17 protein-coding genes and 1 riboswitch are annotated in these 14,887 nt (G+C 50.7%); of the genes, 2 read left to right on the top strand and 15 right to left on the bottom strand.

The features are described 5' to 3' along the window. Positions 1-68: 68 nt before the first annotated feature. From rsmA to XYCOK13_RS00440, 5 genes are all read right to left on the bottom strand, one after another. The gene (rsmA, locus tag XYCOK13_RS00460; protein ID WP_213409875.1) at positions 69-953 is read right to left on the bottom strand and encodes a 16S rRNA (adenine(1518)-N(6)/adenine(1519)-N(6))-dimethyltransferase RsmA; all 885 of its coding nucleotides are present in this window, start codon (positions 951-953) and stop codon (positions 69-71) included. After that, positions 950-1,531: a ribonuclease M5 gene (gene rnmV, locus XYCOK13_RS00455; RefSeq protein ID WP_213409874.1), complete on the bottom strand. Its 582-nt coding sequence runs from the start codon at positions 1,529-1,531 to the stop codon at positions 950-952. The genes rsmA and rnmV overlap by 4 nt, the downstream gene beginning before the upstream one ends. A gap of 172 nt (positions 1,532-1,703) precedes the next feature. Further along, the gene (locus XYCOK13_RS00450; RefSeq protein ID WP_213409873.1) at positions 1,704-2,840 is read right to left on the bottom strand and encodes a resuscitation-promoting factor; all 1,137 of its coding nucleotides are present in this window, start codon (positions 2,838-2,840) and stop codon (positions 1,704-1,706) included. 309 nt (positions 2,841-3,149) lie between these two features. Then, positions 3,150-3,316: riboswitch (cyclic di-AMP (ydaO/yuaA leader) on the bottom strand. A gap of 153 nt (positions 3,317-3,469) precedes the next feature. Continuing rightward, positions 3,470-4,261, bottom strand: a complete 792-nt coding sequence (locus XYCOK13_RS00445) for a TatD family hydrolase (RefSeq protein WP_213409872.1) — start codon at positions 4,259-4,261, stop codon at positions 3,470-3,472. A 36-nt stretch (positions 4,262-4,297) separates the two neighbouring features. After that, complete coding sequence (locus XYCOK13_RS00440) at positions 4,298-5,539, bottom strand: HD domain-containing protein (protein ID WP_213409871.1); 1,242 nt, start codon at positions 5,537-5,539, stop codon at positions 4,298-4,300. 302 nt (positions 5,540-5,841) lie between these two features. Here XYCOK13_RS00440 and XYCOK13_RS00435 point away from each other — a divergent pair, with 302 nt between their 5' ends. Continuing rightward, entirely contained in the window at positions 5,842-6,108 is a 267-nt protein-coding gene (locus XYCOK13_RS00435; protein WP_213409870.1) for an AbrB/MazE/SpoVT family DNA-binding domain-containing protein, read from the top strand. A gap of 247 nt (positions 6,109-6,355) precedes the next feature. On the opposite strand, the gene rsmI is transcribed toward XYCOK13_RS00435, so the two are convergent. The 10 genes from rsmI to XYCOK13_RS00385 form a co-directional block, all read right to left on the bottom strand. After that, positions 6,356-7,252 (bottom strand): 16S rRNA (cytidine(1402)-2'-O)-methyltransferase, encoded by an 897-nt coding sequence (gene rsmI / locus XYCOK13_RS00430; protein ID WP_213409869.1) that lies wholly within the window; start codon positions 7,250-7,252, stop codon positions 6,356-6,358. Next, a complete protein-coding gene (locus XYCOK13_RS00425) occupies positions 7,249-8,031 on the bottom strand; it encodes a tRNA1(Val) (adenine(37)-N6)-methyltransferase (protein ID WP_373314287.1) in 783 nt (260 codons plus the stop codon). Before XYCOK13_RS00425 ends, rsmI begins: the two co-directional genes overlap by 4 nt. 60 nt (positions 8,032-8,091) lie before the next feature. Continuing rightward, positions 8,092-8,457 (bottom strand): DNA replication initiation control protein YabA, encoded by a 366-nt coding sequence (gene yabA / locus XYCOK13_RS00420; protein ID WP_280520862.1) that lies wholly within the window; start codon positions 8,455-8,457, stop codon positions 8,092-8,094. A 148-nt stretch (positions 8,458-8,605) separates the two neighbouring features. Beyond that, positions 8,606-9,409 carry a PSP1 domain-containing protein gene (locus XYCOK13_RS00415; protein ID WP_213409868.1) on the bottom strand — a complete coding sequence of 268 codons (804 nt, stop codon included), beginning with the start codon at positions 9,407-9,409 and terminating at the stop codon, positions 8,606-8,608. A 1-nt stretch (position 9,410) separates the two neighbouring features. Beyond that, complete coding sequence (gene holB, locus XYCOK13_RS00410) at positions 9,411-10,394, bottom strand: DNA polymerase III subunit delta' (RefSeq protein ID WP_213409867.1); 984 nt, start codon at positions 10,392-10,394, stop codon at positions 9,411-9,413. 22 nt (positions 10,395-10,416) lie between these two features. Beyond that, the gene (locus XYCOK13_RS00405; protein ID WP_213409866.1) at positions 10,417-10,863 is read right to left on the bottom strand and encodes a YaaR family protein; all 447 of its coding nucleotides are present in this window, start codon (positions 10,861-10,863) and stop codon (positions 10,417-10,419) included. Between the two features lie 56 nt (positions 10,864-10,919). Further along, positions 10,920-11,249, bottom strand: a complete 330-nt coding sequence (gene darA, locus XYCOK13_RS00400) for a cyclic di-AMP receptor DarA (RefSeq protein WP_213409865.1) — start codon at positions 11,247-11,249, stop codon at positions 10,920-10,922. A 126-nt stretch (positions 11,250-11,375) separates the two neighbouring features. Next, complete coding sequence (tmk, locus tag XYCOK13_RS00395) at positions 11,376-12,023, bottom strand: dTMP kinase (protein WP_213409864.1); 648 nt, start codon at positions 12,021-12,023, stop codon at positions 11,376-11,378. After that, entirely contained in the window at positions 12,024-13,586 is a 1,563-nt protein-coding gene (locus XYCOK13_RS00390) for an aminotransferase class I/II-fold pyridoxal phosphate-dependent enzyme (protein ID WP_213409863.1), read from the bottom strand. Positions 13,587-13,719: 133 nt separating this feature from the next. After that, a complete protein-coding gene (locus tag XYCOK13_RS00385; RefSeq protein WP_213409862.1) occupies positions 13,720-13,905 on the bottom strand; it encodes a sigma factor G inhibitor Gin in 186 nt (61 codons plus the stop codon). A gap of 236 nt (positions 13,906-14,141) precedes the next feature. Here XYCOK13_RS00385 and XYCOK13_RS00380 point away from each other — a divergent pair, with 236 nt between their 5' ends. Next, positions 14,142-14,666 carry a hypothetical protein gene (locus XYCOK13_RS00380; protein ID WP_213409861.1) on the top strand — a complete coding sequence of 175 codons (525 nt, stop codon included), beginning with the start codon at positions 14,142-14,144 and terminating at the stop codon, positions 14,664-14,666. Positions 14,667-14,887: the final 221 nt, after the last annotated feature.

Genomic DNA, 14,887 nt, shown 5'->3' with positions numbered 1-14,887 from the left:
AACATCCCCTCCATAGGATTCATCCTATGGCGGATATGGGTTTTTGGTGTATAGTCCGGTACACCTGCCTACTCCTGCTTGCCGCTAAGGACGCCAAGCCGCTCGCTTAGACGAGCAAATTCCTCCATGCTCAGTGTCTCGGCCCTGCGGGACGGTTCGATTCCGCAGGACAGCAGCACCTCACGCATATCGTGCACCCCCGCTGCCTCGGGAAACGCCGCGCGCAGGTTGTTGTAGATCGTCTTGCGCCTCTGGGTAAACGCCGCGCGCACGGTTGCAAAAAATCGCTGTGCATCTGCCACTTCAACAGGAGGCCTGCTGCGGCGCGTCAAGCGTATGACAGCCGAATCAATATTCGGCTGAGGCACAAACACGGTGCGCGGCACAACGGCTACAAGCTCTGCCTCGCAATAGTATTGGACCGCGATGCTCAGGCTTCCGTATTCCTTGCCCCCGGGGCTTGCGGTCATCCTGTCAGCAACTTCCCGCTGGATCATGATCACGATATGTTCCAGCGGAAGCTCCTCTTCCAGCAGCCTCATTACAATCGGCGTTGTGATGTAGTACGGAAGATTGGCCACAACGCTTACGGCTTCAACATTGTGGAAATGCTCGGCAAACAATGCATGCAAATCCTCCTTCAGCACATCGCCATGCATGACCTTGACATGATCCTGCTGCCCCACAGTCTCGTCCAACACCGGCAGCAGCCTCTGGTCGATCTCCAGGGCAACTACAGTGCCCGCTTCATCCGCCAGGTATTGGGTCAAGGCGCCGATTCCCGGACCGATTTCTAGGGCCCCCTTGCTCTTGTTCAATTGCGCCGCATCTACGATACGTCGCAAGATATTGCCGTCGGTCAAAAAATTTTGGCCAAGACTCTTCTTGGCCGAGATGCCATACTTCGCCAGAACCTCCCGGGTTCGGCTTGGCACCGCGATTTTATCCGTCATGGCGATTGCTCTGCCTCCTCAACTGCATGTCCGCGGGCGAATGCCTGTTCCATGGCGACCAGCGCCGTCCGAAATTCTTCCTTGCTGATGGCAAACATTCTGCAGCGTTTGTACAGCTGCTTGCCGTTGCAGTAACCGATATGGAGCGCCTTGCCCAGCAATCGCCGCCTTTCGGCGGCCTGCGGATGGACGATCAGTCCCGCGTCGAGCAGATCATTCCATTCTATTTCTCCTTCTTCAGGGGGAGCTTCTGTCTTCACGAGCTGCAAGGCACGGCGAATATCTTCGTCGGAAGCATTTTCCACGCCGATGTCGTCCTTGTATGTAGCTGCTTCCACATCAATGAATGCGTGCTTGCACCCCGGCACCTTCTGACTAATGATCTTGCGTATGCGATCCCCGGCAAAATCCGGGTCGGTAAAAATGATAACACCGCGCCGAGCTTGCGCCAATCGAATCCGCTCAATCACTTCTTCGGAAAGTGCCGAGCCCCCTGTTTCTATCGTCTCCGCCTTCACCGCGCGGCGAATGGCAGTTGTATCGTCCTTGCCTTCCACCACAATAATTTCCTTGATCATGGATAGCTTCCCCCGCCACTCAATTACCCACGAAAGCAACGTGAAGCTTCGATGCGTTTGCCGATTGCTTCCGCAGGCCAGATGCCAAAGAAAAAAGAAGAGGTGTCTGCCTCTTCTTAGTATTGTAACACGTTCGACCGCTTTTCATCGATATTCGTCTCTGACCCACCTGCTATTTCAGATCAGGGGGATTCGGACCAATAATATACACGGTATGGCCTTTTTTACGGCCGAATGCATTGGCTTCAGCCTCACTCTCGACATAAACATCGACCTTATTGCCTTTGATCGCGCTGCCGGTATCCTCCGCCTTGCGGAATCCAAACCCCTCAATGTAGAACCACCAGCCAAGTGGAATGACATCCGGATCGACTGCAGCTGTTCGGCCTTCGCTTACCGTTGTGCCCGTATACGTAATCCCGTAATTCGGATGCTCCTCGCTCTTGCCCGTGGAGCCAACACCCGCATCATAGGCTGTCAGAGTTACGTTCTCCAGTATCTTCTTCACGCCAAAGGTGACGCCGTCTTTCGTTACAGTCTGCACATCCGGAGAGGTCGCGGACAAGACAGCTACCGGATTGCGCGTTCCTAAAGCCACTACCTGATTCTCAGGTTGTTGCTTGATGTTCTCTTCGACAACCTCGGACGAAACCAGTTGGCCGTCTTCCCATACCTGCTTGACCTTCTTCACCACAAGACCGTCTTGACCTTCTTGCACAATCCGTTCCTTGCCCTTCAGCAAATTGTTGTCCTGCTCGGTAACGACTTCGTGCGGCACTACTTCCTCAATCTCTTCCAGCACCGTCTTCACGCGAACAACGGATACATCCATCTCTGCTTTTACCTTAGCCTGCAGGGACGGCACAACCCGATCTTCCGTACCCAGAGCAATCTCCCATTCCCGCAGCGCTGCCTGTACGGTATCCGCTGTCGTCACGCGACGCTCTGTAACGCCGTCAACAGTTACTTCGACCTCTACAGCGTGTCTGACCTCAATCGTGTCCCCGTCTCGTATGCTCTCGTCTAGCGAGACAGACACCCAATCTTCTTCTCCTAATTCGACCCTCTGTTCTTCCAGCAATGACATAACATCTGATTGGCGGGTATCCACCTGCTTGGGCTCCCCGTCGACGATCAGCGTTACCTGCTTCTCTTGGAGCCCTTGCCAAGCCAATCCTGTGGCCAGTACCAATATGGCCAAGAGTCCGCAGCCCAAGCCGACGATTTTTTTATGTGCTTGGATCCAGCTTAAAGCGATGGACATGCCGGATGGTTGCCTATCCTGGGTGGTTTGCTGCTTTGCCCCCATGTGAATCGGTCCTCCTTCATGGTCTTCCTGCTTTCTGGATTTGCAAGAAAGCTTAAATGACCTGAGATTGGCCAATTTCCCAGCTTGTTCACCTCCTCCACACACTCTATGCGGAAGGGTGTACAATTATCCCAAATTCCTGAACCCACGGAAGTGAGGCCATGCTCCGAAGCATAAACCGAAAACTTCTGCAGGACCCGGTGTATGACAGTACAGGATTTTGTCTTTTTTCTACACCTACAAAAAAAAGCCGGTGAAGAGGAAACCCCTGCCGCGGCTTTTTCGTCTTGAAAAAATCCGAGATAAAATGGTTGCTCTCTAAAAACGCTGACGAGGTTAGCTGTCGGGTTCGGGTCAGAGTTCACCCTATTTGCAACTTTTTCCCCGGATCGCTCCGCAAGATATTGTCCGCAAAATTCACCCCGAATGGTTGGGTCCCCCGTTTCCCTTGGAAGGAAACTTAGCGATTTCTGGAAATTGGCACTTCTTACGTTCTACAGAGAGTTTACGCGCTATGAATAGGGATGTAAAGAACATGCAAATGAAAAAAAACCGATGAAAAACGCTTACATTGGCGTTTATCGATCGGTCTTGTCCTATAGCGAGTATTTCTCGGCCACTCCCACGATTTATCTCTCGTTTTCGTCCTTTTGTAAAGGAATGGAAAACAATTTCAGCGCATTTCGTGTGGTAATAGAGGCTAATTCTTCAATTTCCAAGCCTTTAATTTCCGCCGCCGCTTCTGCCACATAGCGCACATATGCCGATTCATTTCGCTTCCCGCGGAATGGATGCGGCGTCAAATAGGGGCAATCCGTTTCGATGAGTAGACGGTCAAGCGGTACTTGGGCAAGCACTTCTTTCGGCTGTTTGGCATTCTTGAACGTAATGGGCCCGCCGAACGAAATATGGAAGTTCATGTCGAGACAGCGCTTCGCAATTTCCCAACTGCCGGAGAAGCAATGCATGATGCCGCCAACTTCAGCCGCATTTTCCTCCTGGAGAATGTTGACCACATCTTGATGTGCGTCCCGATTATGGATGATAATCGGCAGCTTCAGCTTGCGCGCAAGGCGAATCTGCTCGCGGAATACCTGCTGTTGAACATCCTTGGGCGAGGTATCCCAATAATAATCCAACCCGATTTCTCCAATTGCCACTACCTTGGGGTGCGCGGTCAGCGACTCAATCCAGGCCAGATCCCCTTCCTGCATCGTAATGGCATCCTGGGGGTGCCAGCCGACAGCGGCGTATATCCATTCATATTGCTCCGCCAGCGCCATTGTGGTCGGGATCGTTTCCCGATTGAATCCGACATTAACGATATAGTCTACGCCATTGTCCCGGGCACGTTCGATCATCGCTTCGCGCTCTTCTTCAAACTTGGCTGAATCCAAATGTGCATGGGTGTCAAATAACATCGTAATAAACTCCTGTTTCAAAATATTTGTTTTGGTTTATCTATTATATAGAAGTTCTTCAGGATAATACAAATGATGCGTACCCAGCTGAACACCGCTAATGGAACGAATGATGTCGGATTTACGTGAAATTTCGATGAGCTGCCCTCTTTCATTTAAGATAAGTATGGGCGGCTTGTCGCCAATTTGCCCCGGACGATATACATCGTAAGGAAGGTCAGCGGGAAAATCGATCTCCATATAATAATCGGGATCGAGACCGCGCTCACGCAGCTTCTGCTCCATTCGCGCAATTTCTTCATGGTCGATTTGCTCCAAGATGCTGTACTTGAACAGACGGCGATGAAGGAACCGTTCGCACAAGTCGCGCAAAATCGGGTCTTCCTCTTTCGTCCATTGCATGAAGGCTAACTGGACCAGCGATTCATCGAGCTCCAGGTAATCATCAATCGTCAGAGTCTGTGCGAGCAGTCGCTCCAAGGGGGGAAGCATGAAACGAAACGCGTAGGCTTCTTGATGGAGCTGCTTCGCTCTGCGGAAAATCTTCCGCAGAACAATTTCCGAGCTACGCGTGACTGGGTGGAAGTACACCTGCCAGTACATTTGGTAACGAGCCATCAAATAGTCTTCCACCGCGTGCATGCCGCTTTCCTTAATGATGATCTTATTCTGATAAGGGCGCATCACGCGCAGTATTCGTTCCAGATCAAACGTGCCGTAATTAACACCGGTGAAATAGGCATCCCGGAGCAAATAGTCCATGCGATCTGCATCCATTTGACTGGAGATCAGGCTGACTGCAATTTCCGGCTGATACTTTTTCTCAATGATTGCCGCCACCTTACCCGGAAAGTCAGCCGAAACTTGTCGAAGCACGCGATTGATTTCTGTATCTCCCAATATAATGCGGCAGGTCCATTCTTCATGATGCACATGAAATACAGGCTCTATGGAATGCGAGAACGGGCCATGGCCGACATCGTGCAGCAGCGCCGCGCACAAGCAGATCAATCGTTGATCCTTGGGCCAATCCGGGTCCTGCCTGCGTTCAAATTGGGAAATGATCTTCCTGGTAATTTCATAGACCCCAAGAGAATGGGAAAATCGGCTATGCTCGGCACCATGAAATGTATAAAAGGAAGTGCCCAGCTGACGGATGCGGCGCAAGCGTTGGAACTCTTTCGTGTTGATGAGCTCCCATATGATGCTGTCCATCACATAGATGTACTTGTGTACAGGGTCCTTGAAAACTTTTTCTTCCGGCATAGGTTTCGACACAACGCTAGCCTCCTTTGAACTTTGAACATATTTCGACACATTTCTGCCTGAATTTGAATACTTTGTCGAAGGGTGTAGATTTTCCACTGACATTTTTTTCATCAATTTACCTGTCGCCCAGTCGCAAAATTGCTTTGAATTTTCACAAAAATATGGTGAAATTTTTATGTATTTTAAGAAAATATAAAAATTCGCGCGCGTCAATTTGGTTTGACTGTTTTGGGAATCGTTGGTATCATTAACTTAAATCTTATGTCGAATCATGACGAGAATCATGACAAATAGAGAGGAGTCTGTAATCTATGTTAAAATCAACTGGTATTGTAAGAAAAGTAGACGAACTGGGACGCGTTGTTATTCCTATCGAGCTTCGTCGTACGCTGGGCATTGGCGAGAAGGACGCATTGGAAATTTATGTGGATGGCGAGCGCATTATTTTGAAAAAATATGAGCCTGCTTGTATCTTCTCCGGCAATGCAGAAGAGCTGATCTACTTCAAAGGCAAGATGATCAGCAAGGAAGTTGTCAAGGAATTAATAGATTTATATAATTCCATGACAAACGAATAAATATAGTATATAATAGCATTAGAACTATTGTTAATTCTAACCTTTTCATATCTCCTTATCATCCCCGATCTGCGTGTATAGAGCGTTGAACGGGGACTTTTTTTTATTGAATGGGGTCCCTTTCATCCAGTCTAGGAATATCCTTGTCCGTGTATCCCTATTCATTATAGCATGGTTGTTGGCGATGTTACGAATACGCTGCGCCGCCGAATATCACCCGAAATGTTGGCCGGCACTTGCGGCCTGCCTATTCAGGAAGCTGCTCCAACAGCTCTCGGTATATGTCGCGCTTGGTGACTCCCCGCTCCCCTGCCGCCTTCTTCATGGCATCTTTGCGGGACAATCCCTGCTCCTCGTACCTGGCCACATGCTCCGCCACGGACCAGCTTTTCCACTCTGGCTCAGAAGCTGTTGACCATGCAGCCGAATCCCCTTCCTTCCAGCCTTCAACCAGCACGCAATATTCGCCCTGCGGCGGCTTCTCCTCTACCCAGACAAGCAGTTCTTCCAGCGAACCTCTGGCGAATTCTTCGAATTTTTTGGTCAGCTCCCTGGCGAGTACAGCTTGGCGGTTCCCCCAGCTTTGATAAATACGTACAAGCATTTGCTTCACTCTGTAGGGCGATTCATAGAAAATGGCCGTTCCCGGATAGTGCTGTGTCCTTTGCAAGAGCTGTTCCGCCTGTTTCTTCTCCCTTGGAAAGAATCCATAGAAGCTGAATTCGCCCGTAGGCAATCCGGAAGCGACCAAGGCGGTCAATGCCGCATTCGCTCCAGGGATCGGTATAACCTTGATGTGCTGGTCCAGTGCTTTGCGCACCAGATCGTGTCCCGGGTCGGAGATGGCCGGAAGCCCGGCATCGCTTACCAAGGCTACCACCTCTCCTGCAGCCATGCGCCTGACGAGTTCCTTGCCGCTTGCTTCGCGATTATGTTCATGGTAGCTTACCAATTTGCCCTCGATTTCGAAATGTGTCAGCAGCTTGCGCGTTTGACGCGTATCCTCCGCCGCGATCCAATCCGCTTCCTTCAGCATCCGCACAGCCCGGTACGTCATGTCCTCCAAATTGCCAATAGGTGTCGCAACTACATAGAGTGCTCCTTCCTGGCGCGTTGCATCAAAGCTTCTTTGAATGCCTGTCATGGATTCTCCCCTCCTGTAAGCGACGATTGTTCTCCATAATATATATCCCATAGTTCCTTCGTATACTGTCCGTCCTCTCCGTATACGATGACTGGCGGAAGAAGCCGAATATCCGGTTTCCCATCCCGAGTCGCTTCCACCAGAACCATGTTGGCTTCTTCCCCTACACGCGGATGGACGAATCGGATGCGCTTCGGCTCCAAGCGAACGCTTCGCATGGCTTCCATAATGTCGGCCAACCGTCCCGGGCGATGCACGATGCTGGCTTTCCCCCCTGATTTCAAGTGACGCGCACAGGCAGCGATCAGCTCATGCAGCCCCCCGTTCAGCTCATGTCGTGCCGCAGCCACATGCGGATTCACATTGGCTTCCCCTGTTACGGGCCGCATATACGGCGGATTCATCGTGACCAGATCGAATGTTCCGTAGCCCGTTGTTTTATAATAGTCTCGCACATCCGCACATACCATTTCGATTTGCTCCTGCAGCTTGTTCCACTCCACACTCCTGCGGGCCATATCCCACAGCTTTTCTTGAAGCTCTACGCCGGTAATTCGGGCTTTCGTCCTTGTAGAAAGCAGAAGGGGAATGACTCCGTTCCCTGAACAAAGATCCAGAATGCGGCCTTTGGCCGGCACCTTGCAAAATCGTGCGAGCAATACCGCATCCATGGAAAAACTGAATACTTGCTTGCTTTGAATAATGCGCAGTTGATGGGTTAGCAGATCATCGAGCCTTTCCCCAGAACGCAATGGTGGTTGAGCCTGTATCACGCCGATTGCCTATCCTCCTTTGGAAATCCGAAAGCCGCAGGAATCGCGTCCCTGCGGCTTCTCACCTTATTTATTCAGAAATGACAAACAGAACAAGCAGTCGCCTTCTGTCCGCAAATGACCGTAATACACATTGCAGATGTGGAAACCTTCGTGGTACAGCCTAGCCAGGTTGTCATAACCTTCTCCCGGAGTGGGAACAGCCGTTTGCGCTTCCTCTTCCTTCGGATGCTGCGCCTCCCCGACTTTGTCAGCCTGGTGCGCGTCATGCTTCAACAGCTTCCGAAGCTGTTGATTTTCAATGGCCAGACGCTTGTTCTCTTCGAGCAGAAGGATGACATTCTTTTTGACCTGGCCAATTTCCCCGAGTGCTTCATTCATGCGATCTTCCAGTTCATGCACTTGTCTGTACAGCTCTTCGTTTCTCTCCACACTTTCACCCCAAGCAACCACGGCTATTCTTAGATTTGCACTGCCAAGGCAACTTCATAACCAGCGATTTCGCCTAACCATACCGCAACTTGCAAATCGTGGCTGACCCGGAATGTTTGGACCTGATGAAATTGCCTTCTCCTGCACGCTATACTTGCAATGCTACATCATCCAGTGAATATCTCTTTGTCTTGCCGGTTTCCTTGTTCTTGACCTGCACGAGACGTTCTTCCACAATCAGTGCAGTCACGCGGCCTTCCCCATCTGTTGTCATGACGGAGCTTCCAACTTCAGGCCATTCTTCCTTGGCGCTTTCGTAATTATCGTGCTCGTACTTCAGACAGCACATGAGGCGCCCGCAAAGTCCTGAGATCTTGGTCGGATTCAGGGACAAATTCTGATCCTTCGCCATCTTGATGGAGACCGGCTCGAAATCGCCGAGCCAAGTGGAACAGCATAAGGTTCTACCGCAGGGACCGATGCCGCCAAGCATCTTCGCTTCATCCCTGACTCCGATTTGCCGAAGTTCAATGCGTGTCCGAAATACGCTGGCCAGATCCTTGACCAATTCCCGGAAATCCACACGGCCGTCAGCAGTAAAGTAGAAGATCACTTTGTTGCGATCGAATGTGTACTCTACATCGACCAGCTTCATTTCCAGCTTGTGCTGCTTGATCTTCTCCAAACAGATTTGGAAGGCATCTCCTGCCGCCTTCTTGTTCTGCTCCACCACGTCAGCATCCTTCTGGTCCGCAATACGGATTACTTTCTTCAGAGGAAGAACGACATCCGCATCGTCCACCAGCTTCTTCCCGATCACAACGCGACCATATTCAATCCCTCTGGCTGTCTCGACAATGACGTGGTGTTCTTGCTCTATCGGCAATTCGATCGGATCGAAATAATATATTTTGCCTGCTTTCTTAAATCTTACGCCTACAACCGAATACATGCTACCCCCCCTGAACGCGGACAGCCAGCTGCTCCAATGCCAAGGCCGGATTCACATTCGCGCGAATCCGCTTTTTCGCATCGACAGCGGCTTCCATACAAGCCACCCATTGATCGGGTCCGCGCAAAAATGCTTGTTTGGCCAGCCATGCTTCCTGGTCTGGAAACACCGCCTGTTCCTTGCGGCCAAGCTGATACTGAATCATATCCTTAAACCATAAGGTGAGTAAGTCTAAAAAGAGATCTAACTGCTCCGCAACCGGAGGCTTCAACACCTTCTGATGAATAGTCAGCTGAGCAGATGCCCAGTGCGTCAGACACTCCTGCCCTAATTGTATCACTAGGTTTCTAATTTCTGCAAACGCATTTAATTGGATAATTGTCCTCGCCGCTTCCAAGCCGGAAGTTACATGAACGGCTGCACGGCTGAGAACAGGATCTGCCCCTTCAGCAAGCATCGCTTCAAGCATCGCTTCCTTCGCTAACGGAACGAAGGGAACAAGCTGAACTCTGGACAGGATGGTTGGGAGCAAGGCTTGCACATGATCGGTCAGCAGGACGGCCAATGTTGGCGAGAACGGCTCCTCCAGAAATTTGAGCAGGCTGTTGGCAGCTTCAGCCGTCATTCGCTCAGCTTGTCCGATCATATATACTTTGCGCTGACCGCGCGATGCCTGGTAGGCCAGATCTTGCTGCAGCTGACGGATCTGCGCAATCTTGACGGAGGCCCCATCCGGCTCCACCCACAGCACATTCGGATGATTCATATGCTCTACCTTGCGGCACTCGACGCAGTGGCCGCATGCATCGCCGTCCTCCAGCCGGGATAAACACATCACGGCCTGAGCCAGGGCTAATGCCATCGCCTTCTTGCCTGTTCCTCGTGGTCCTGCGAAGAGGTAGGCATGCGACAACGAATCCCGATTCAAGGCCGTGAGCAGCATCTTCTTGGCTTGCTGTTGCCCATATACATGTTGAAAAGCCATGATTTCGACTCCGTTCTATTGCTTAGAAAAATACATTAATCAATAGTCCTTGAATTTCCCCGATGCGTCTCAACAGATCAACCTGGCCTTCTTCCCGCTCCAGCATATCGTCAGCCAGCTCCAGCAGATGCCTGTCGATATCCTCTAGAATGCGATAGCGCTTGCCACGGCCGCGTCTGTCCCAACCGCGGGTTTCCTTCAAGTGAACGCCGCGGCGGGCAGTTTCCTCCAAGAAGGCGCGGATCATGGTTTTATATGCTCGCAGCTCGCGAACCGTCATCGACTTGGCCAGCCGCTCTCCCTGTTGGCGAATTTCCTCAATCCTGCGCTTTAGCTGTTCCTCCGTTGCCCGTTCCTGCTGCTGCTGCATCATATCGGAAAAGCCTCTTGGACTGCTCGTCTGCGACAATGCTTGCTCCGTCCGCTTAAGCTCGTTAATCGTCGAACGCCAACCAGGGTTAATCTTCACTGCAATCTACTCCTTGCCCGCTTAGCCTGCAATAGGCGTAATACTTAACGCTGTTGTCAAAAATGCTCAAATCGCTCTACAGGAAGCACAAATACAGCGGCGCCTCCCACTTGTACCTCGACCGGAAACGGAATATAGGAATCGGTCGTGCCCCCCATTGGTGAAACCGGCGTTACTAACTGATCGCGTACTTGACAGTTGGCCTTGATCGTTTTCATGACTTCAGGAATGCATTCATCCTCAATCCCGATCATAAAGGTCGTATTGCCCGCCTTCAAAAAACCGCCGGTGCTGGCCAGCTTCGTTGCGCGGAAGCCTTCCTTCACCAGGGCGTTTGCCAACCGGTTGCTGTCCTTGTCTTGCACTACCGCAATCACCAGTTTCATAGTGAGCCCTCCCTTAATCATATCATCAGTTACACGAAAATAATGAATGCGTTTACATGCGCATAATATATAGTATTTTCATGTATCATTCATTATACAATATGTCGGACAAAGATGATAGGTTCTTTATCTCTCGACAATTGGCCCGTTCCATTTTTTTTCGATAAGCGCTATTGCCTCGTCCTTCAGCTGCTCTACGGGTTGATCGGCATGAATCCGGCAAATCCTTTCCGGAAATCGTTCTGCAAGCAGGCGGTACCCCTGGCGAATGCGCTCATGGAAGTCCAGCCTTTCCAAGTCCAGCCGGTTCACTTCACGCTGTTCATTGTTCGCGATGCGAGCAAGCCCTGCCTCGGGATCCAAATCCAACCAAAGCGTTAGAGAAGGCAGCACTCCTTCGGTGGCAAATTGGTTAATCTCATAGACTTCATCCACACCCAATCCGCGAGCGTATCCTTGATAGGCCAACGAACTATCGATGAATCGGTCGCACAGCACCAATTCGCCCCGTTCCAGCGCAGGCTTGATTCGCTCCACCCAATGCTGGCGCCTTGCCGCTGCATAAAGCAGCGCCTCAGTCCTTCCGTCCATCGCCGTATTCGACCGGTTCAAAATAATCTCGCGGATTTGTTCGGCAATGTCAATCCCGCCAGGTTCTCTCGTGGCCACTACACGTTGTCCCTTCAGCTCAAAGTGCCGGGCAACCGCCTGAATCAAAGTGGTCTTCCCTGAACCTTCTCCGCCTTCAAAAGTAATAAATCCATTATGGTTCATCTATCGTCTCTCTCCAATCTCCTGTAAACCTTCCACGATAACTCGCACGGAGGCAAGCTTGCTGTCCTCGGTTCCTTGAAATCGCGCGCCTGCATCACGAAGCCGGATCGCTTGCATCCATAATTGGTCTGTCAGCCTCTCTCCCTTGCAAACCAACGGAATGCCAGGGGGATAAGGTATGATCATTTCAGCCATTTTTCTGCCCTTCGCCTGTTCCAATGGAACAAGCTCAGTTTGGGACGGGAGTTGCCAGTCTGCCAAGTCGACGGGATCGCTTATGCTTGACGCGCTTTCTAACTCACTGGGGCTCCATCCTTCCCCGTCTGAAAGTGACTGTGCATTTTTTGCGTCATCCATGCCAACTTGTTGCTCGTTTCCAATTGGCCGCGTCTCTCTGTCGATTAAGGAGATTTCCGCGCATTTGCCAAATGCGCCGAACAACTGCTGCGCATCTTCCTTAGTTGACGCGTATGTGAAGACCAGCAGCACACCACGCGGATCAGCCATTTCGATCATGCAGTTGTGCTGCTCGAGCCGTGCTTGCAGGGTATAGCCGTCCAGCTCCCCCGTCCGATCAAAAATATATAGCTTGAATGGATCGACTTTCCGCTTCCATGCATCTCCCGACTGCAACAGCGCATGTTGCACCATATCTGTTACGGCAAATCGGGGCAATGCTTGCATGCTCAGTCGGAAGCTAAGTACGGCGTCGAGCCCTTGTTGAATCATTCTGCTTCCATCTGCGGCCCAATGCTTGCGAAATGCGTCAAGCGAGGCGAGAATAGGATAGGAAGGACTTGAGGTCTGTACCATGGACAAGCATTGGCGCACTCTAGCTGGATCAACGCGATCCCCGCGCAAGTGCAGGAATCCTCCCATAGTCAGTCCGCCTCCCATTTTGTGAGCCGACTGCACAACAGCATCTGCTCCTTGCCGAATGGCAGACATCGGCAGTTTTTCGTGGAAGCCGAAATGTACTCCGTGTGCTTCATCAATCAAAAGCGGAATGGAAGCATTCCTAGACAGCGAGGCAATTGCCTCGATATCCGGGCCAATGCCATAATAATTGGGACAGGTCAGCACAACGGCTTTCGCAACCGGATAACGTTCCAGAGCCCTCGCAAGGATTGCCGGGCTCGTGCCCATAGGTAATCCACTCATGGGATCTATCGCTACAGGCAGGAAAACAGCCTTCGCTCTAGCCAGCATCAGACCGTGCAGGACCGACTTATGGGCGTGTCGATCGACTAACACCACATCCCCTGGTTGACAAACAGACAGGATCAGCGCCAAGTTCCCGGATGTACTTCCCCCAACCAGAAAAAACGTTTGTTCCGCACCGAAGCATTCTGCGGCCAGTTCTTCCGCTTCTTTTATCATTTCCTCAGGCGCATGCAGGTCATCCATTCCCGTAATTTCTGTCACATCTCCAAGAAACCAGTCCTTCAACCATCCCTCTTGGGACCATGCTCTGCGTTTGTGTCCCGGGATATGGAAGCTCACCGGACTCGATTTCACATATTCCTGCAATTTCTCGTAAATGGGGGCCCGATGTTGATTCATCCTGCTATGTGCCTTCCCTTCTTGTGAAGTGCGTGTTGACGCAAACCGGCATTCACCGCTATGATACTAATACTATATCAAAAATGAAACAACCTTCCTATTCGAAGGAAGGCTGTTGTAGTAGAAGCGGGCACTATGCGTTCTTTTTCAATACAATTTGACGCATTTGCTTGATAAAAAACGAATATTTATCATCTAGCACGTCCGTACGGACGAGCTCACTCTCGCAGTCGGTACATATAAAGCTGGTGCAAATATGAATGCCATCCCTTTTCAATTGACTGCATATGATGCACTGGACTTGTTCTTGGCTTTCCATCTACCATACCACCTTCTTGCTTTTTAGTCCTAGTATGTCTCAACTTTCTACCTCTTAAACTGGTTCTTCTCTCATTGTACAAGTATTTTAGATGCAGGAGAAACGATTTCGAGACAGATTTAAGGCTGCGGGTAGATGATGATCGACATGCTGCACGAACATAAGTAGCTGTATATTCCCGCGGTTGTTCAATATACGGCCTGGATCAGACAAGATTGAACATGGAGAGAAGCAAAGTGAATCCCAAACAATTAACGGATCAATCGAGCATCTATCAATATACCTTGTTAAAAAGAATTCGCATTTCTTCCTTGATGAAGGCCTCTTACATACTATTGCTTACGGGATGTCTGATGTTCCTGTTCACCCGTGAGCCATTCGGAAGCTGCGTATTGGTTCTGGCTGTCGTACGTGCGCTGCAGTTCGTCTTCAAAAGGACGGCTCTTCATTGGATGCATCCTACATTAGCAAGCCGATGGTCCGTCTCCTTCCGTTTTCCTTTTGTCGGCCTTGTACCGCAGCAACCGGTGCTGTATGCAAGTTATAGAAATATCGAGATACATGCTTTTCTGGCCGGCGTATTCTTGATTGGTAGTGTCTTCATCTGGTTTCCGCTGGATGCGGTTGCCTCTATATGCTGTACATTTATAATCCTTCATCTCCCGACACTTATGACGTTGTGCTATCGCAGCAAGCCGCAGGAAGGGAGCAGCACCTGGATCAAACTGCAACACTCGGACGTTTCCTATTATCGGGCATAGCTAGCCTGACTGGTGTTGACGTGGACAGAATAGATAAAAAAGGTTTTATACCCTGCCGCAACTATTTTCATAAGGACTGAACTCGATACGGAGGGCAATGCCTGCAAAATCGTAGGACTTGCCCTCCGTTCCGTTCATGCGGCGATCCCCTACAAGAAACAGCACATAAACGATCAGCAGAAAATGACGAGCAAACAACACACAAAAAGCGCGACCGCCTC

The organism is Xylanibacillus composti (assembly GCF_018403685.1).
GTDB classification, from domain to species: Bacteria; Bacillota; Bacilli; order Paenibacillales; family K13; genus Xylanibacillus; species Xylanibacillus composti.
The sequence above is the reverse complement of the archived record's forward strand: the minus strand, read 5'-3'. Positions and strand labels throughout refer to the sequence as shown.